Origin of the sequence: uncultured Jannaschia sp. (assembly GCF_947494025.1) — a bacterium.
Taxonomy (GTDB): Bacteria; Pseudomonadota; Alphaproteobacteria; order Rhodobacterales; family Rhodobacteraceae; genus Jannaschia.
Genome location: NZ_CANLTQ010000002.1, coordinates 259,579 through 277,969, shown reverse-complemented (window position 1 = coordinate 277,969; position 18,391 = coordinate 259,579). Strand labels below are relative to the sequence as shown.

Genomic DNA, 18,391 nt, shown 5'->3' with positions numbered 1-18,391 from the left:
TGTCATGTCCTGTCCGTGTGCTAGGGTCGCGCCTATGCGGTATTTACCTCTGGCCCTTTTCCTCGCGGCCTGCGCCGGTGTGTCCGATCCGGTCTGGATCAAGCCCGGAACGCCCGCGCTGAAGGCTGAGCAGGAATATCTCGCCTGCGCCGCCCGGGCGCAGACCGACTTTCCCGTCGCGAGCCGGATCCGGTCGTCGTCGCGCATCACGGTCGGCACGAGCATCTGCCGGGGTTGGTTCTGCTACGGCGGCTATTCCGCGCCCGACGTCCACGAGGACGATCCGAACGAAGAGCTGCGCGCCCGCGCTTTCGATGTCTGCATGACGACGAAGGGCTATCGGGCGGTGGATCTGCCGGCCTGTTCCACGCAGGATGCGGCAATCCTGCAGAGTCAGCCCTACGACCTTCGTGGCCTGTGCGAGGCTGACGGACGGATCGCCGCGGACTAAAGCGGTTTGCCCCCATCCCGACTCAAGGGGGATTCCCGCGGTGTCGTTCGTCCGGTTCGCTTTCGGCGGGAGATGGAACAGGGGCACGTCCCACGCGATGGATCGTCGCGAGCAGGTCCTCGGCCGCATCTTCGCGGGTCGTTCGTGCCGGGCGGTGGCGCGGGTGGTCGTGGTCGGCGCGAGTCCGGCGATCCGGCCGGTGTCCGATCGCCGTGATCGGGGGGCGATCGCCCGAAGCGGCAGGGTCGCGCACCGGGACCCGCGGGCAAGCCCGCGCCGCACATGGCGTTCCCGGCCGGGATCGTCCGTGCGGCGCCGGACATCTCCCTGAAAGAGCCGGCCCCTGAAGGAGCAGGCCGGGGCGCCGGAGGCGGCGCGCCCGTCGGCCGCGGGACGCCGCGGACCTTCATCGCCGGGCTCGCCCGCGACGCGGGGTTCGCGCCCCGGGCAATCGGGGACGCGATGGACCGGACCGCGTTCGGCATCCACGTCGAGACCCGGCTCACCCCGGCCCTGTCGCCCGGCACCGTCGTGATCCCCGACGACATCTCCGCAGGAGCCCGAAAGCGGCCGGGATCCGGAACGGCCAGAGAGGCCGGATGCCGGTCCGGCCCGTTTGTGCCAGACCCGACCCCGATCGAAACGGCCTTCTCCGGGCCGAAGGCTCACCTCCGCCCCATCGGCGCACGTGCCTGCGATCCCCGTCTCCAAGCTCTCGGCGACATCTGCGGCCTGTTCGATTTCGGGGCGTGCCGGACCGCCTTCAGCGCCGCGGGATACGCGCCCGATTGAACGCAGACCGGTTTAGTCGTCCACCCGCGCCACCCGCGCGCCGCCCCGCGTCGTCGTCACCACGCCCAGCGACTTCAGCTTTCGATGGAGGGCCGACCGTTCCATCCCGACAAAGTTCGCCGTGCGGGAGATGTTGCCGCCGAACCGGTTGATCTGCGTCATCAGGTATTGCCGCTCGAAGAGTTCGCGCGCGTCGCGCAGCGGCAGTGAGGCGAGGGAGCCCGACAGCGTCATCTCACCCCCGTCCGTCCCGCCGTCGGAGGGGTTCGGAAGCTCGCTCGGCTCGATCGGCCCGGTCCCGTCGCCAAGGATCAGCACCCGCTCGATCACGTTGCGGAGTTGGCGCACGTTGCCGGGCCAGCGCATCGTCTGCAGAAGCGCGCTGGTCTCGTCGGAGAGCGCCCGCAGCGGCAGTCCCTGCACCTTGTTGAGCGCGGAGATGAAATGGTTGGCCAGCACCGGAATGTCATCGCGCCGCTCCTCCAGCGAGGGCACTGCGATCGGGACCACGTTGAGACGGTGGTAGAGCTCCTCGCGGAACCGGCCCGCGCGGATCTCCTGCGTCAGCTCACGGTTGGTCGAGGAGATGACCCGCAGGTCGACGCGGATCTTCTCGGTGCCGCCGACGCGGGTGAAGGCCTGCTCGACGAGGACGCGAAGGATCTTCGACTGCGTGCCGAGCGGCATGTCCGCGATCTCGTCGAAATAGATCACCCCCTCGTGCGCCTGCTCGAGCATTCCCTGCTCGATGCCCTTTTCCGGGCTCTCGCGCCCGAACAGCACCGTCTCCATCCGCTCCGGCTCGATCGAGGCGGAGGAGATCGTGACGAAGGGGGCGTGGGCGCGGCTCGACTTGGCATGGATGTAGCGCGCCGCGACCTCCTTGCCCGCGCCCGCGGGCCCGGTCAGCATGACGCGGCTGTTGGAGTTCATCACCTTCTTCAAGTGCCCCACCAGCATCTTGTAGGCGGCCGACTGCCCGATCATCTCGGCCGAGGCGGCGTCCTTGCGGCGAAGCTCGCTGTTCTCCTGCCTGAGGCGCGCCGTTTCCATCGCGCGTGTGATGACGACCATGAGCTGGTCGATGTTGAACGGCTTCTCGATATAGTCGTACGCGCCCTGCTTGATGGCCGCGACCGCGATCTCGATGTTGCCGTGCCCCGAGATGATGATGATCGGAATATCGGGATGCGAGCGGCGGACCGACTTCAGGATGTCGATCCCGTCCATGTCACTGTCCTTGAGCCATATATCGAGGATCATCGCCGCCGGCGGCTCCTCCGCGAGGGCGGCCATGCAGGCCTCGGCGGTCCCGGCCGTGCGGCAGGTGTACCCTTCGTCCTCCAGGATGTCCGAGATGAGGCTACGGATGTCGGCCTCGTCGTCGGTGATCAGAATGTCGCCCATGTCACTGCTCCTCTATGCGGGGAAGCCTTACGACGGCCTCCGCTCCTTTATGTCCCGTCGGGTCGGGCGCCGCGTCCCGCAGCTCCAGCGTGCCGCCGTGCTCCTCGACGATTTTCTTGACGATCGGCAGGCCGAGCCCCGTGCCCTTGTCGCGGGTCGTGACGTAGGGCTCGAACAGGCGGGCGCGGTCCGCGGGCAGACCGATGCCGGTATCCGCGATGCGGATCTCGATATGCGTCTCCCCCGGCTCCATTGTCACGGCGACCCGGCGCGGGACGTCCGCATTCGCTTCCTCCTGCCGGGATTCAATGGCTTCGCCGGCGTTCTTGATCAGGTTCGTGAAGGCCTGTCCCATCATCGTCAGGTCGAACTCGGCGGCGACGGGCCCGTCGGGAATCTCCGCCACCATCTCGACGGGATCGAGCGCCGCGCGTTGCAGCGTCACGGTCTCGCGTAGCAGCGCGGCCAGGTCGCCGCGACGGCGCTCGGGGACCGGCATACGTGCGAACTTGGAGAACTCGTCGACGATGCGGCGCAGGTCGTTGGTCTGCCGGACGATCACGTCGGTCAGCTCGGCGAGCTTGGCGGCACTTTCGGGAGCGAGCTCGCGGCCGAAGCGCCGGTTCACGCGCTGCGCCGAAAGCTGGATCGGGGTCAGCGGGTTCTTGATCTCGTGCGCGATGCGCCGCGCCACGTCGCCCCAGGCCGCCATGCGCTGCGCGGAGACAAGGTCGGTCACGTCGTCGAAGGCCACGACGTAACCCTCGGGCGCGCCGTCCTCGCCGGCGCGGGTGGCGATCCGAACGAGCAGGCTTTCGAGCTTGCCCCCGCGCGCCAGCCGGACCTCCTCCTGCATCGTCTCGGCGCCGGTTTCCCGGAGGCGGTCGAAGAGATCGCGATATTCCGGCACCACCTGCGCCAGCGTGTCGCCGTCGCGGTCGTCGTCGAGCCGGAGGAGCCGCTGCGCCGAGCGGTTCATGAAGTCGATCCGACCTTCCGCGTCCAGCCCGATCACCCCCGCCGTCACCGAACCCAGCACCGAGTCGAAGAGCCGCCGCCGCCGTTCCGTCTGCATATTGGTCTCGACGAGCGCGTCGCGCTGGCCCTTCAGCTGTCGCGTCATCTGATTGAAGATGCGGCCCAGCATGGCGATCTCGTCGTCGCCCGCCTCCTCCCGGACACGCACGTCGAGATCGCCCTGCCCGACCCTCTGCGCCGCCCCGGCAAGCCGGCCCACCGGCCGCGACAGCCGCTCCGCGAACCACAGCCCGGCCCAGGTCGCGGCGAGAATGAGGATCAGCGCGAAGCCGAGATAAAGCAGGCCGAACTCGAACAGGAGCCGCCCGCGGTCGCGCTCGAGTTGCTGGTAGAGCTGCGCCGTCGCCTCGGTCTCGTCGAGCAGTTCGAGGATCTCGCCGTCCACCGTCCGGGTAACGTAGAGATAGCGGTCGGCATAGTTCTGCAGCTTGAGGAGGACGCGGAACTCGTTGATCTCCTTGTCCTCGACCAGGATGATCGCCCCGTCGCGCGCCCGCGCGAGCTGCTCCGGGGTCAACGGCTCGAAGTCGAACAGGTAGGAGCTCTCGCCCCGCGCCCGGATCTCGCCCGTGCCGTCGATCACGAAGGCCTCCTCCAGCCCCCGCTGCACGAGCTCCTGCCCCTGTCCCAGCAGCTCCCGCAGGTCGCCGTCGGCCATGAAGAAGGACGCGCGCTTCGCGACGTCGAGATAACCGGCCAGCGCCCGGGCATCCTCCGTCAGCCCGTCGCGATGCTCCTGCGCATAGGCCTGCGCGGCTTCAACCGAATTTCCGAGGGCGTTGCGGACCCGGTCGGAGAACCACCCTTCCAGACCGATATTGATCGTCACCGTGGCGAAGACGGCCGTGAGCACCGTGGGGATCAGCGCGATGCCGGTGAAGACCCCGGTGAGGCGCAGATGCAGCTGCGACCCGGCGGAGCGGGCCCGGCGCGCGGAGATCATGCTCGTCAGGCGCCGCACGACCAACGCGGCGATGGCGAGGATGTAGACGAGATCGCCCAGCAGGACCGCGCGCAGCCAGCCGTACTCGCCGCCCGGGCCGCGCAGGTCGAGCGTGAGAAAGGTCACGATCACCAGGAGCGGCCCAAGCACGACGAGCGTGACCGTCAGGACGGATTGCACATCGCGCCGGCCGCTCCAGAGGAAACTGCGCGACAACAGGTCGGCCGTTGGGGCGGAAGACCGCAAGATTGCCTCGTATCAATGTCCTACCTCACGCCGCTCACGCCGGGTTGTTCCCGATCTGCAACGCGTGTGACGCGTTTACATCATCTTGCGTCGTCGTGTCACGAGGATATCGAGGTCGATGATCTTCTTTCGCAACGTATTGCGGTTGATCCCGAGCAGGTCCGCGCAACGTGCCTGATTGCCGCCGGTCGCGTCGAGCGCGATCCCGATCAGCGGCGCTTCCACCTCGCGCAGGACGCGGGCATGCAGGCCCGCGGGCGGAAGCTGGCCGCCTTGCAGATCGAAATACCGTTGCAAATGCGCCCGCACGGATTCCGACAGGTCGTCGGTCGCGCGCGCCGCCTTCGGTCCCGCGGCGGCGGGGCCAAGCACGGCCTCCAGTTCGAGCCGCGTGATTTCCTCCGCAGGGGCGGTGGCGACGAGCCAACGGGTCACATTCTCGAGTTGCCGCACGTTGCCGGGCCACGGATGGGCGCGCAGCAGATCCGTGGCTTCGGTCGAGAACCGACGCACGGCGGCGCCGTCGCGCTCGACGCGATGCAGGAAATGCGTTGCCAGAAGCGGGATGTCGTCGACGCGCGCGCGAAGCGGCGGCACGTCGATCTGCGCCCCGGCCAAGCGGTAGTAGAGGTCGGACCGGACGCTCCCCGCCCCGGCGTCAAGCCGGGGGCCGGGGTCCCGCTGCGTCGTGGCCATCAGCCGCGGCCCCGACCCGTCGAGACCGTCGATCAGCCGTGCGGCCCGCGCCTGCGCATCGAGGCCCAGATCGCCGAACTCGTCGAAGAGGATCGTGCCGCCCCGCGCCCGCGACAAAAGCTCCGACGGGCCGTCGTTGCCCTCGAAATCGGCGCCGGTCGCGACGACGAACGGCAGGGCGCGACGATCCCCGAGATTGTGGATCGCCCGGGCGATCAGCGACTTTCCGGTGCCGCTCTCGCCCTGGATCAGGACCGGCAGGTCGGTGTTCATTACTCGCGCGATGAGACGGTAGAGCGCCTGCATCAGCGGGGTCCGTCCGATCAGCGGAAGGTCGTCCGCGCGCTCGGTCTCCGTTCGAGGCGCGGCGGCCTTGTTGCGCTCGTTCAGCGCCTGCGCGGCGCGCTTCATCAGATCCGGCAGGTCGAAGGGCTTGGGCAGGTAGTCGAACGCCTCGGCCTCGGCGGCCTGGACGGCGGTCATGATCGTGTTCTGCGCGGAGATCACGATCACCGGCAGGTCCGGCCGCAGCTCCGCCAGCCGCGGCAGCATCTCCAGCCCGTTGCCGTCGGGCATGACGACGTCGGTGATCGCGAGATCGCCCTTGCCCTCCTCCGCCCACCGCAGGAGCGTGTCGAGCGATGCGGTCGCATGCACCTTGCAGCCGGCCCGCGTCAGCGCCTGCGTCAGGACCGTTCGGATCGTGCGGTCGTCATCGGCGACCAGGATCGTGCCGTCCATCGTTATCCCTCAACCCGTTGTGCGTCGCTCTTCAGGTCCGTCAGCGCGCGCGGCAGGGAGATGCGGAAAACGGTCCGTCCCGGATGCGAATCCACCGTGATCCAGCCGTCATGCTCGTGGACGATCTTCGATGCCAATGCGAGGCCGAGCCCGGTACCGTTCTCCCGGCCCGATACGAATGGCTCGAACAGGTTGTCTGCGATCTCCGCGGGAATGCCCGGTCCGTCATCCGCTATCTCCACCTGCAGGGGAACGGCGCCGTCGGTGCCGTCCCGCCGGCGCACGCGCAGAGACATGTCGTAGAAGGTCCGGATGGTTATTTTCCCCGACCACATCGATGCTTCCGCCGCGTTCTTCAGTAGGTTTAGGACGACCTGCAAAAGCTGGTCCGCATCCCCCCATGCGGGCGGAAGCGACGGGTCGTAATCCTCGATCAGGGTCATGCGCGACGCGAAGCCGACCATGGCGGAGCGGCAGGCGCGGTCGAGCACGTCGTGCAGGTTCACGGCCCGGCACTCGAACGCGCGATGGTCGCCGAACCGCTCCACCTGTTCGAGAAGCTTCACGATCCGCCGGCTTTCCGCGACGATGAGCTCGGTCAGCTCGAGGTCCTCGCCGGCGAGGTTCATGCCGATGAGCTGGGCGGCGCCGGTGATGCCCGCGAGCGGGTTCTTGATCTCGTGGGCCAGCATCTCGGCCATGCCGACGGCCGAGCGGGCGACGCTGCGCGATTGTTCGGCGCGGTCGAGCCGGGCCGCGACATCCTGTGGCGAGATCAGAAGGAGAATGTCGCCGCCGAGCGGTGCGAGATGCAGGTCGCAGCGCAGATCCGGCGCGGTGCCGATCCGCAGGGCGGTGTCGTGCAGCGTGATGGGCGACTCGCGCGCCCGTACCCGCGCCACGACATTGGCGAGCCCGCCCTCGACCGACAGCAGCGCGGGCAGGATCGCACCCTCCAATGCGCGGGCGGAGCGGTTCAGGAAACCCTCCGCCGGCCCGTTCGCCGCGACGATGCGATCGTCGGGCCCGATGACGAGCGCCGGCATCGGCAGTGCCTGCCAGATGTCGGGATCCCTCATGCCGCGCGGCGTTCGCGAACGGCGAGCGCTTCGGGCAGCAGCGCAGCCACATCGTCCGGCGGGGATGTGAGTACCCGCTTGCGGAGCGCCGGCGGTGTGCCCGCATCGTCCATGTACCAGCCGAGATGCTTCCGCGCGACGCGCCCGCCGAGTTCCGACCCGTAGAACGCCACGATGGACGCGTGGTGGCGGGCGACCATGCGAGCCAGCGCCTCGCCCGACGGTATGTCCGGTCGCGGACCGTGGCCGAGCGCATGCGTGACCCCGGCAAGGGCCCAAGGCCTTCCCTGTGCGCCGCGCCCGATCATCACGCCGGCGGCGCCCGACATTGCAAGGGCCGCGCGGGCGGTCGCGGCGTCGGTGATGTCGCCGTTCGCCAGAACGGGGATCGAGACGGCGCGGGCGATCGGCGCGATCGCGGCCCAGTCGGCCCGGCCGCGGTAGAACTGACACCGGGTCCGGCCGTGGATCGTCAGCAATCGCACACCGGCCGCTTCCGCGCGGACGGCCAGGGCCGCGGTATCCCGGCTGTCGTCGTCCCAGCCCAGCCGCGTCTTGAGCGTCACCGGCACGTCGACGGCGCGCACCACCGCCGCGATCAGGCGCAGGGCATGGTCGTGGTCGCGCAGGAGCGCCGAGCCGGACAGCCCGCCGGTCACCTTCTTCGCCGGGCAACCCATGTTGATGTCGATGATCCGGGCGCCCTGCCCGGCCAGCGTCTTCGCCGCTTCCGCCATCCAGAACGCATCCCGCCCCGCGATCTGGACCGCCGTTCCGGCCACGTCCGCGCCGAGTTCGGCCCGGTCGCGGACGGACGGCTTGGCCTCCACCATCTCGCGACTCGCCACCATTTCCGAAACGACGAGCCCTGCGCCGAATGACGCGACAAGCAGGCGTGTCGGCAGATCCGTGATGCCCGCCATGGGCGCAAGGACGACCGGACTGCGCAGGCCGAGCGCCTTAAGGCGGGGGTCGATGGTATCCGCGGGTTTTTTCGGCATATGCTGTGTTTCCGGGCTGGTCGCAGCAGTCCTACGGGGGCGGTGTCGGCACTGGCAGGGTGATGCCGCGGACGGAGAGCGTCCAATCCGGGATATGCCCAAAAGTTGGGCAAACCGCCAGTGCCCGGCCCGTCCGGTTGTCACCTCCGGGGCGGATCGCTAGGACGGGGCGTCCGCCGGAACGGAGCGTGCATGCCCCCTCCCACCTTCACCGCCCTGATCGTCGCCGCGGGCCGCGGCCTGCGGGCGGGTGGCGGAACGCCCAAGCAGTATCGCGACCTCGCCGGGCGGCCGGTCCTCGCCCGCAGCGTGGCGGCCTTCGCCGACGCGATGGACGTCGTCATCGTCATCCATCCCGACGACCGGGCCTTGGCGGAGGCGGTGGCGCCGGGCGTCCGGCTCGTCGAGGGCGGCGCCACGCGCGCGGCGTCGGTCGCGGCGGGGCTGGCGGCAATCGAAACGTCGCATGTCCTGATCCACGACGCCGCGCGACCGAGCGTGCCGTACGACGTGATACGGCGTGTGCTGGACGCTCTGGAAACGGCGGACGGCGCGGCCCCGGCCCTCGCGGTGACGGACGCGCTCTGGGCGGGCGACGGCATCGTCGACGAAATCCGCGACCGGACGGGGCTTTGGCGCGCGCAGACGCCGCAGGGATTTCGGACCGAGGCGATCCGCGCGGCGCATGCCGCCCATCCGGGCGAGGCTGCCGACGACGTGGCCGTGGCGCTTGCAGCGGGGCTTGCCGTCCGCATCGTGCCGGGCGACGAGGCGGCGATGAAGATCACCACGTCCGGGGATTTCGCCCGGGCGGAACGTCTGTTCAGGGAGGGGTGCATGGATGTCCGCGTAGGCAACGGGTTCGACGTGCACGGGTTCGGGGCTGGCGACCACGTCATGCTTTGCGGGGTGCGTGTGCCGCATGGTCGGGGTTTGCGAGGCCATTCCGATGCCGATGTCGGCCTGCACACGGTGACGGATGCCATCTACGGCGCTTTGGCCGAAGGTGATATCGGTCGTCATTTTCCGCCCTCCGACCCGCAATGGAAGGGCATGGACAGCGCCGTGTTCCTTGCGCATGCCGCTGCGTTGGCCATGGAACGAGGCTTCTCCATCGGCAATGTCGATGTCACGCTGATCTGCGAGGAACCGAAGGTCGGCCCGCACGCCGCGGCGATGCGGGCGCGGGTGGCGGAGATTGCGGGGATGGAGATCGGGCGCGTGTCGGTGAAGGCGACCACGACGGAACGGCTGGGCTTCGCGGGGCGCGGCGAGGGGATCGCCTGCATGGCCACCGCGACGCTGGTGGCGCGATGATCGCGAAGGCCGTTGCCACTCTCGGCTATGTCGGCCTGCTCACGCCGGCGTCTGGAACATGGGGGTCGCTCCTCGCTCTGCCGCTCGGCTGGCTCGCCATGCAGGGCGGGCCGTTCTTTTTCACCCTCCTCGCGATCCTCGTCCTGCCCGTCGGCTACTGGGCCACCTCGGTGGCGACGCGCGGGGCAACCGATCACGACCCGTCGGAGGTGGTGATCGACGAACTCCTCGGTCAATGGGTCGCTCTGATGCCCGTCGCCTGGGGGGCCTGGGCGGCGGGGGTACCGGTGACGGCGCTCTGGCCTGGCTGGATCGTGGCCTTCGTATTGTTCCGGGTCTTCGATATCTGGAAGCCGGGGCCGGTGGGTTGGCTGGATCGACGGAACGATGTCTGGGGCGTGATGCTGGACGACGCGGTGGCCGGCGCGATGGCGGCGGGCGGTGTCGTGCTGCTGGCGGGGCTGGCGCATCTATGAGCGTCGCCCGGCTGCTGCAGACCTGCCGCGAGCGCGGTCTGACGATCGCGACGGCCGAAAGCTGCACCGGCGGCATGGTGGCGGCATCGCTGACCGATCCGCCCGGCGCGTCGGACGTGTTCCTGTGGGGGGCGGTCACCTATTCGAACGCGGCCAAGCGGTCGCAGCTCGGCGTCGCGCAGGTCTCGCTCGTCGAGCATGGCGCGGTGTCCGAACGCGTCGCCCGGGAGATGGCAGCCGGCGCGCAGGGGCGGTCCGGTGCAAGCCTCGCGGTCGCGATCACCGGTATCGCGGGGCCCGGCGGCTCGGAGTTCAAGCCGGAGGGCCGCGTCTGCTTCGCCGTGGCTGACGCGAACGGCGTGCGGGCGGAAACGGTCGAGTTCGGCGCGCTCGGCCGCGACGCGGTCCGGAGGGCGGCGCGCGATCACGCCATCGCGCTGCTTCAGGCGGCGGCCGGTCCGTAGAGCTCCCGCGCGCGCTTTTCGAAGGCCGCGACGATGCGCTGCATCGCCTGATTGAACACGCTGCCCACGACGCGCCCGATGAGTTTGTTGCGGAACGCGAAATCGACCCAGAAATGCACGCGGCAGCCGGTCTCCGTCGGCTCGAACCGCCACTCCGAGTTCATATGGTCGAAGGGCCCGTCGAGATAGGCCGTCTCGATCCGCTTTTCCGCAGGCCAAAGCGTGACCTTGGAGCCGAAGCTCTCCCGAAACACCCGAAAGCTGATGACGAGGTCGGCGAGCATTACCTCGCCGTCCGAGCCGCCCTCGCGCGAACGGATCCGCGCGGCGGCCGTCCAGGGAAGGAATTCGGGATAGCGTTCCACGTCGGCGACGAGGTCGTACATCTGGTCCGCCGTATAGGGCAGCTCTCGGGTCTCGGAATGGCGGGTCATGTCATCCTTGGGGTCGGGCGATCTGCATGTTAACGCCTCTGATGGCGCAAGGGTCCGAAGGGGGCAACATGCAGGACGACTACGTGATCGAGCAGATGATCAGCGCCAAGGCCATCGCCGCGCGGATCGAGGCGCTTTCCCGCGAGATCGAGACGCGGTTCGCCGGCACCGAGAAGCTCGTCGTCGTCGGCCTCCTGCGCGGCTCCTTCGTGTTCATCGCCGACCTCGTGCGCGAGCTGCAGCTGCCGGTGGAGGTCGATTTCCTCGAAGCGTCAAGCTACGGCAACGCCATGGAATCGAGCCGCGAGGTCCGCATCCTCAAGGACCTGCGGGGGGAGATCGCGGGGCGCGACGTCCTCGTCGTGGAGGACATCGTCGATACCGGCCATACGCTGCGGCACGTCATCAACTTCCTCGGTCATCGCGACCCCAAGCGGCTCGAGACGATCGCGCTGCTCGACAAGCCATCGCGGCGGGAAGTGGATGTCAGGGCAAGCTGGACGGGCTTCGAGATCCCCGACGCCTTTGTCGTAGGCTATGGCATCGACTACGCGCAGCGGAACCGGAACCTGCCTTATATCGGCGTCGTACGGATGCGATCCTGACCGTCGCGAACCCCGGCGTTCCGGACGAGCAGGGAACCGGACGCGGACACGCCGCGATGTAATCAAGATGCCAATGGCATCGTCGTATGGGAGGTCTTCATGTTCGGTCGCATCGTTTTTCTCATGGGGAGTCTGGTCGGGTTGGCCGCCTGCGGCAGCGGTGCGACGGAACGCGCCGCGACCGGCGGTCTCGGCGGGGCCGTGCTGGCCGGGCCCGCGGGCGCGGTGGTCGGCGGCACGGTCGGCGCGGCGACGTCCGACGAATAGCTCCCGCCGCCATCCGGCACGCAAACGCGGCGCGGCCGACCGGCGTATCCCGGGCGGTCGCGTCGGGTCCGGTCAGCGATAGAGCAAGGACACGCCGTTGCGGAAGATATGCACTTTCGACGGCTTCGCGGTGAGGGACATCTCGCGTCCGCGGATATCGGTATGAATGCCCTGCAGCTTGGCGATGATCGTGTCCGTCTCCTCGCCGGTCCGGGACACTTCGAAATAAAGCTGCGTCACCTCGCCGAGCGCCTCGACGATGTCGACCTTGCCGCGGAACGCGTAATCCTCGCCTTCGGCCGGGATCATGTCCTCCGGACGGATGCCGACATTGACCGTGGCTCCCATATCCTCCTCGCGGGACGGCACGCCCGATTCGATCGTGCCGCCCCCTTCATGAAGCCTTAGCCGCGTCGTCGGACCGGTCCCGACGATCTCCCCGGCCATGAGGTTCATCGCGGGCGAGCCGATGAACTGCGCCACGAACTCGGTCTCCGGGCGCTCGTAAAGGTCGAGCGGCGTGCCGACCTGCGCGATCCCCTTGTTGGCCAGGACCACGATGCGGGTAGCGAGCGTCATCGCCTCCACCTGGTCGTGCGTGACGTAGATCATCGTCGAATCCGGCATCTGCTCCTTCAGCTGCGCGATCTCGATCCGGGTCGCGACGCGAAGCGCGGCGTCGAGGTTCGAGAGCGGCTCGTCGAAGAGATAGACCTTGGGGTCGCGCACGATGGCGCGGCCGATTGCGACCCGCTGCCGCTGGCCGCCCGACAGCGCCTTCGGCAGACGGTCGAGATATGGCGTGAGCTGAAGCTTCCGCGCCGCCGCCTCCACCGCGGACTCCATCTCCGCCTTCGAGACCTTCGCAATTTTGAGGGCGAACTGCATGTTCTCGCGCACGGTCATATGCGGGTAGAGTGCATAGGACTGGAACACCATCGCGATGCCGCGCTCCGACGGCGGGACGTCATTGACCACCTGTCCGTCGATTTCGAGCGTGCCCGAGGAGATCTTCTCCAGACCGGCGATCATCCGGAGGAGCGTGGACTTGCCGCAGCCGGACGGGCCGACGAAGACGATGAGTTCCCCGGTCCGGATGTCGAGGTCGATGTTCTTCAGAACCTCGACCTGACCGCCATAAACCTTGGCCACATCCGTAAGTTTCAGATTCGCCATTCCGCCCCTCCCTTTCGCTGCGCTAGCCTGTCGCGCGCAGAAGCACGTAGTCCCACGGGCCGAGGATCAGCCCGCCCGTCCCGTCGTTCAGCTCCGACCCGCCGATTCCCTCGATCGCGCGCCAGAGCCCGGCCGGAGCCGGAACGGTGTTCGTCCCCTTGCCGAGATTGAACGCCGCGAAGATCCGCACGCCTCCGCCCTCCCGGGTGAAACTGAGAACGTCGCCGCGGGCTGTCGTGTCGCGCTGCGTTCCCGAGCGCAGCACTTCGTGGGCGCCGCGAAGCGCGATCACCCGGCGGTAGTGATGCAGCATGGCATCCGGCGCCCCTTCCTGATCGGCGACCGCCTTGCCGAGATGCTCGGGCGCGACCGGAAGCCAGGGCTTTGTCTGGCTGAACCCGCCATTGGTGTTCGACGTCTCCCACACCATCGGCGTGCGGCATCCGTCGCGACCGGCGAATTCAGGCCAGAACTCGATGCCGTAGGGATCGCGCAGATCCTCGTAGGCGACGCTCGATTCCGTCAGGCCGAGCTCTTCTCCCTGGTAGAGGCAGACCGAGCCGCGCAGCGTCTGGATGAGCGTCGCGTAGCAGCGCGCGGCTGCTTCCGTCAGATGCCACCGGGTCATGTGGCGGGTCACGTCGTGATTCGACAGCGCCCAGCAAACCCAGCCATCCGGAGCGGCCCGGTCCATGTGGTCGAAGACGTCGACGATGCGGCGGGCGGTCAGCGGATCGGCGGCGAGAAAATCGAAGGCGTAGCACATGTGCACCCCCTCCCCGTCGCGCGTGTACTGGCCCAGGATCTCCATGCCGAGCTGCGCATCACCGACCTCGCCGACCGCGGCGGTGCCGGGATACGCGTCCAGAAGGTCGCGGAACCGCTTCAGGAAGACGAGGTTCTCCGGCTGGTTCTTGGAGTGGATGTGTTCCTGGTGGTTGTAGGGGTTCACCTGCGGCGCGATGTGCGCATTGCGACGCTCGGGCGGCAGGGCCGGATTGTCGCGCAGGTAGCGGTCGGCGAAGTAGAAGTTGATGACGTCGAGCCGGAACCCGTCGACCCCGTGATCGAGCCAGAAGCGCGCCACGTCGAGCAGCGCGTCCTGCACGTCGGGGTTGTGGAAGTTCAGGTCGGGCTGGCTGACGAGGAAATTGTGGAGGTAGTATTGCTGCCGCCGGGTGTCCCACTGCCAGGCCGGGCCGCCGAAGATCGACAGCCAGTTGTTGGGCGCCGTGCCGTCGGGCTTCGGATCAGCCCAGACATACCAGTCCGACCTGGGATTGTGGCGCGAGCCGCGGCTTTCGCGGAACCACGGATGCTTGTCGGAGCTGTGCGACAGGACGAGGTCGATCATGACCCGGATGCCGAACCGATGCGCGGTCGCCACCAGCTCATCGAAATCGGCGAGCGTGCCGAACATCGGATCGACGTCGCGGTAGTCGCTGACGTCGTAGCCGAAATCTTTCATGGGCGACGTGAAGAACGGGCTGATCCAGATCGCGTCGACCCCGAGCGAGGCCACGTAGGGCAGCCGTTCGGTGATGCCCGCGAGGTCGCCGATGCCGTCGCCGTTGCTGTCCTGATAGGACCGGGGATAAATCTGATAGATCACACCCCCGCGCCACCAATCGAGATTCTGCGCGGGCTGCTGGGCTTCGGCGATGGCGATCATGCGGTGTCCTATTTCACGGAGCCGGCCAGAAGGCCGCGCACCAGATACCGCTGCATCGTGAAGAAAACCAGAAGCGGAACCGCGATCGACACGAAGGCCGCCGCGGCGAGGATGCCCCAGTCGCCGCCGCGCGAACCGAGCAGGTCGTCCGCGATCTTGACCGTCATCACCCAGGATTCCGCGCTCGACGGCAGGAACACCTTGGCGATGAGCAGGTCGTTCCATGTCCACAGGAACTGGAAGATCGCAAAGGAGGCCAACGCAGGGAAACTGAGCGGCAGCACGATCCGCGTGAAGACCTGGAAGTCGGTGGCGCCGTCGACCTTGGCGCTCTCGATGATGTCGCGCGGCAGACCCACCATGTAATTGCGAAGCAGGTAGATCGCGAGCGGCAGGCCGAACCCGGTATGGGCGAACCAGATCCCGTAGAAGCTCTGCCCGATACCGATCGTGTTGTGGAACTTCAGCATCGGCACGAGCGCGAGCTGAAGCGGGACGACCAGCAAGCCGACGATGATCGCGATAATCGTGCCGCGGAACGGGAAGTCCATCCAGGCCAGAGCATAGGCGGCGAAGGCCGCGACGAGGATCGGGATGATCGTCGCGGGAATCGTCACCGTCAGCGTGTTGATGAAGGCCCGGTCCATGCCGTTCGAGAACAGGATCGTCTCGTAGTTACCGGTCCCGAACGTCGGCGGCACTTCCGTCGCAACATAGAGCGTCGGATTGCGGGACGGTTCCTCCGCATCCGGGTCGACATAGACGAAGTCGCCGTCGGCCTCGATCGTGAGTGTGCGGCCGCGGACCAGTTCGCCGGTCTCGCCGGGGGCGAAGGCGTTCGGCTCCGAGCGTCGCCCGCCGAAGGCCGAAACCTCGCCCGACCCGTCCGGACCAAAGACGTTGCCCGTCAGCGTCCAGCCGTCCGGCGTCTGCGTGAACTCGCCTTCCGTGGAGATCGCGACGTTCTGGCTCGTCGCCGTGAAGGCCCGCCACCATCCAGAGCCGCCGATCGCATCGCGGTCGCGGAAGCTCGAAACCAGCAGACCCACCGTGGGGATCAGCCAGAGGATGACGAGGAGGAGGACGGTGACGTTGGTGACCAGGGACAGGCCGCTCTTGGCGCCTGCGATGCCGTCATCGGATGCTGCGGCCATGTCAGCGAACCTCCTTATTCGCCTGCACGATGTTCCAGACCATGACCGGAAGCACGATGATCATAATGACGAAGGCCACCGCCGTCGCCCGCCCGTCGTCGCGGAACATGTATTCCATCATGTAGCTGGGCAGGATCTGCGTTCCGAAGTTGCCGCCGGTCATCGCGTAGACAATGTCGAAGACCTTCAGGACCAGAATGGTGATCGTGGTCCAGACGACGACGATCGTGCCCATGATCTGCGGAATCTTGATGCGGAAGAAGATTTGCAGGGGGCTCGCGCCGTCGATGATCGCCGCCTCGATCGTCTCTTCCGGGATGCCGCGCAGCGCCGCCGAGAGGATGACCATGGCGAAGCCCGTCTGAACCCAGACCAGGATGACCATCAGGAAGAAATTGTTCCAGAACCCGACCTGGAGCGGGTCGACCGGCGCCATGCCGAACGTGTCGCGGATCGCGTTGATGATGCCGATGTCGGGATCGACCGCGTAGACGAACTTCCAGATGAGCGACGCGCCGACAAAGCTGATCGCCATCGGCATGAAGATGAGGGACTTTGCGATGTTCCCCCATTTCAACCGGTCGGTCAGCTGCGCCACGAGAAGGCCCAGAAAGGTCGCGGCGGCGGGCACGAAGAGCACCCAGAGGAAGTTGTTGAACAGCGCCCCGCGGAACTCCCCGTCCCCCATCAACGCGACGTAGTTCCCGGCACCGACGAAGTCGGTCCCCGCGCGATTGAAGAGCGAGCGCCAGAAGCTGCCGAAGACCGGATAGACGAGGTAGAGGGCGAGCGCGAGCATCGCCGGCAGCAGGAAGAGCCAGGGGCGGATCGCATTGGCCCGGTTGATGTTCCGCCCGGCATTCGGACCACGCGGCGGGAACAGGACCTTGTCGAGGACAAGGTTGGAGGTCCAGAAATAACCGATGCACCCGCCAACGCCGATGACGACCGTCAGAACTCCTTGAAATAACGGCGACATGGCTTCCTCCCTGACCCGCGGGTCCTGCAGCTAAGGCCGGGTTCGGTTCCCCGGTCAAAGGAAAAGTGGCCCGCGCCCGGAAGCGCGGGCCGGAGCGTGCTCAATTGAGCGCGTCCCAACGCTGCTGGATCTGCCCCGCCACGCTTTCGGCGTCCGCACCGGTGACGTAATCCACCATGCCGGCCCAGAACGCGCCGGCGCCGATCTCGCCCGGCATCAGGTCGGAGGCGTCGAAGCGGAAGGTCGTGGCCTCCGACAGGATCTCGCCCTGCGCGGCCTGGCTTTCGTCGGCATAGGTGTCGGGGTTCACCCCGGCATGCGCCGTGAGGAACCCGCCCTGCGCCATCCAGAGCTCGTGCGCGACCGGCAGCTTCAGGTAATCGATCATGGCGGTCGCCGCGTCCGACGGATCGGTGATCGCGAAGAGCGTGCCGGCGCCGAGAACGGGCTGTCCCAGATCCCGATCCTCGTAGGCAGGGAAGTAGAAGAAGTCGACATCCTCCCCGACCACGGTCCCTTCCGGGAAGAAGGCCGGGATGAACGAGGCCTGCCGGTGCATGTAGCAGCCCGGCGGAATCTCGAAGAGGCCCGAGGGGCTGTCGCGGAAGTCGGTATTGGCGACCGATTGCGCGCCGCCCGAGACGTAATCGTCGTTGGTGGCGAACCAGCCGAACTCCTCGATCGCGGCGATGACCTTCGGGTCGTCGAAAGGCAGATCGTTCGTCACCCAGGCATCGTAGTCCTCGGGGCTGTTGACGCGCAGCATCATCTCCTCGACCCAGTCGGTCGCGGGCCAGCCCGTCGCCGCGCCGGAGCCGAGCCCGATGCACCACGGCGTCTCGCCGTCCTCGACGATCTGCTCGGTGAGCGCCTTCAGGTCCTCCATCGTTTCCGGAATGTCGTATCCCATCTCGTCGAAGGCGGCGGGCGAGTACCAGACGAGCGACTTGAGGTCGATGCGGTAGAAGAAGCCGTAGAGCTGCTCCTCGCCGTCCGGCCCTTCGTAGGTGCCAAGATCGACCCAGGACTGCCCGGCGGCGAAGTTCTCCGCCACCCATTCGGCCGTCCCCTCCTCGAGCGGCGTCAGCAGGCCCTGCGCGGCCATGTCGGCGGCAAGGCCCGGCTGCGGAAAGACCGCGAGGTTCGGCGCGGACCCGGCACGGGCGGCGATGATGATGTCCTGCTCGAAATTGTCGGAGCCGGAATATTCGACCGAAGCGCCGGTCGCTTCCTCGAAGAAGGCCATCACGATGTCGACCTTCGCCTTCTCGTCCCCCGTCCAGGGACCCGAGATCGTCAGCGTCTCGCCCGAGAGATCGGTCGCGTCCGCGAACTCCTGGTAGCTGTCCCAGGTGAAGTCGCCCTCGCCCACGGTGAAGTCGCCGTGGCTCTGCGCCATCGCCGTTCCGGCGGCCAGCAGGCCGACAGCCGTGCCGGTCATCAAAGTCTGCAT

General features: G+C 67.7%; 18 protein-coding genes. 7 read left to right on the top strand and 11 right to left on the bottom strand.

What is annotated here, in order from left to right:
* The first annotated feature begins 34 nt into the window (after positions 1-34).
* Together Q1B08_RS04990 and Q1B08_RS04985 are read left to right on the top strand one after the other, a co-directional pair.
* Positions 35-451, top strand: a complete 417-nt coding sequence (locus tag Q1B08_RS04990) for a hypothetical protein (RefSeq protein WP_299815663.1) — start codon at positions 35-37, stop codon at positions 449-451.
* 282 nt (positions 452-733) lie between these two features.
* Positions 734-1,243: a hypothetical protein gene (locus tag Q1B08_RS04985; RefSeq protein ID WP_299815660.1), complete on the top strand. Its 510-nt coding sequence runs from the start codon at positions 734-736 to the stop codon at positions 1,241-1,243.
* A gap of 12 nt (positions 1,244-1,255) precedes the next feature.
* Here Q1B08_RS04985 and Q1B08_RS04980 read toward each other — a convergent pair whose 3' ends face one another.
* From Q1B08_RS04980 to dusB, 5 genes are all read right to left on the bottom strand, one after another.
* Complete coding sequence (locus tag Q1B08_RS04980; protein WP_299815657.1) at positions 1,256-2,650, bottom strand: sigma-54 dependent transcriptional regulator; 1,395 nt, start codon at positions 2,648-2,650, stop codon at positions 1,256-1,258.
* 1 nt (position 2,651) lies between these two features.
* A complete protein-coding gene (locus Q1B08_RS04975) occupies positions 2,652-4,811 on the bottom strand; it encodes a PAS domain-containing sensor histidine kinase (RefSeq protein WP_299816349.1) in 2,160 nt (719 codons plus the stop codon).
* 141 nt (positions 4,812-4,952) lie between these two features.
* Positions 4,953-6,314 (bottom strand): response regulator, encoded by a 1,362-nt coding sequence (locus Q1B08_RS04970; RefSeq protein WP_299815654.1) that lies wholly within the window; start codon positions 6,312-6,314, stop codon positions 4,953-4,955.
* A gap of 2 nt (positions 6,315-6,316) precedes the next feature.
* The gene (locus Q1B08_RS04965; protein ID WP_299815651.1) at positions 6,317-7,393 is read right to left on the bottom strand and encodes an ATP-binding protein; all 1,077 of its coding nucleotides are present in this window, start codon (positions 7,391-7,393) and stop codon (positions 6,317-6,319) included.
* Positions 7,390-8,394, bottom strand: coding sequence for a tRNA dihydrouridine synthase DusB (gene dusB, locus Q1B08_RS04960; RefSeq protein ID WP_299815648.1), 1,005 nt, complete (start codon positions 8,392-8,394; stop codon positions 7,390-7,392). Before dusB ends, Q1B08_RS04965 begins: the two co-directional genes overlap by 4 nt.
* Positions 8,395-8,586: 192 nt before the next feature.
* On the opposite strand from dusB, the gene Q1B08_RS04955 reads away from it, so the two are divergent.
* The 3 genes from Q1B08_RS04955 to Q1B08_RS04945 are packed head-to-tail and all read left to right on the top strand — an operon-like array spanning position 8,587 to position 10,651.
* Positions 8,587-9,711: a bifunctional 2-C-methyl-D-erythritol 4-phosphate cytidylyltransferase/2-C-methyl-D-erythritol 2,4-cyclodiphosphate synthase gene (locus Q1B08_RS04955; protein ID WP_299815645.1), complete on the top strand. Its 1,125-nt coding sequence runs from the start codon at positions 8,587-8,589 to the stop codon at positions 9,709-9,711.
* The gene (locus Q1B08_RS04950) at positions 9,708-10,187 is read left to right on the top strand and encodes a phosphatidylglycerophosphatase A (protein WP_299815643.1); all 480 of its coding nucleotides are present in this window, start codon (positions 9,708-9,710) and stop codon (positions 10,185-10,187) included. The genes Q1B08_RS04955 and Q1B08_RS04950 overlap by 4 nt, the downstream gene beginning before the upstream one ends.
* Positions 10,184-10,651, top strand: a complete 468-nt coding sequence (locus Q1B08_RS04945; protein WP_299815640.1) for a CinA family protein — start codon at positions 10,184-10,186, stop codon at positions 10,649-10,651. The genes Q1B08_RS04950 and Q1B08_RS04945 overlap by 4 nt, the downstream gene beginning before the upstream one ends.
* Here the strand turns inward: Q1B08_RS04945 and Q1B08_RS04940 are convergent.
* Positions 10,630-11,085, bottom strand: a complete 456-nt coding sequence (locus tag Q1B08_RS04940; RefSeq protein ID WP_299815636.1) for a type II toxin-antitoxin system RatA family toxin — start codon at positions 11,083-11,085, stop codon at positions 10,630-10,632. The genes Q1B08_RS04945 and Q1B08_RS04940 overlap by 22 nt on opposite strands.
* Before the next feature lie 26 nt (positions 11,086-11,111).
* Between Q1B08_RS04940 and hpt the strand changes: the two genes are divergently transcribed.
* A complete protein-coding gene (gene hpt, locus Q1B08_RS04935; protein ID WP_299815633.1) occupies positions 11,112-11,690 on the top strand; it encodes a hypoxanthine phosphoribosyltransferase in 579 nt (192 codons plus the stop codon).
* Positions 11,691-11,789: 99 nt separating this feature from the next.
* Positions 11,790-11,957 carry a hypothetical protein gene (locus tag Q1B08_RS04930; protein ID WP_299815630.1) on the top strand — a complete coding sequence of 56 codons (168 nt, stop codon included), beginning with the start codon at positions 11,790-11,792 and terminating at the stop codon, positions 11,955-11,957.
* Positions 11,958-12,029: 72 nt separating this feature from the next.
* Here the strand turns inward: Q1B08_RS04930 and ugpC are convergent, their stop codons facing one another.
* The 5 genes from ugpC to Q1B08_RS04905 form a co-directional block, all read right to left on the bottom strand.
* The gene (ugpC, locus tag Q1B08_RS04925; protein WP_299815627.1) at positions 12,030-13,133 is read right to left on the bottom strand and encodes a sn-glycerol-3-phosphate ABC transporter ATP-binding protein UgpC; all 1,104 of its coding nucleotides are present in this window, start codon (positions 13,131-13,133) and stop codon (positions 12,030-12,032) included.
* 22 nt (positions 13,134-13,155) lie between these two features.
* Positions 13,156-14,805 (bottom strand): alpha-amylase family glycosyl hydrolase, encoded by a 1,650-nt coding sequence (locus Q1B08_RS04920; RefSeq protein WP_299815624.1) that lies wholly within the window; start codon positions 14,803-14,805, stop codon positions 13,156-13,158.
* An 8-nt stretch (positions 14,806-14,813) separates the two neighbouring features.
* Positions 14,814-15,959, bottom strand: coding sequence for a carbohydrate ABC transporter permease (locus Q1B08_RS04915; RefSeq protein ID WP_299815620.1), 1,146 nt, complete (start codon positions 15,957-15,959; stop codon positions 14,814-14,816).
* A gap of 1 nt (position 15,960) precedes the next feature.
* The gene (locus Q1B08_RS04910) at positions 15,961-16,938 is read right to left on the bottom strand and encodes a sugar ABC transporter permease (RefSeq protein WP_299815617.1); all 978 of its coding nucleotides are present in this window, start codon (positions 16,936-16,938) and stop codon (positions 15,961-15,963) included.
* A 100-nt stretch (positions 16,939-17,038) separates the two neighbouring features.
* Positions 17,039-18,337: an ABC transporter substrate-binding protein gene (locus Q1B08_RS04905; RefSeq protein ID WP_299816348.1), complete on the bottom strand. Its 1,299-nt coding sequence runs from the start codon at positions 18,335-18,337 to the stop codon at positions 17,039-17,041.
* Between the last annotated feature and the right edge of the window lie 54 nt (positions 18,338-18,391).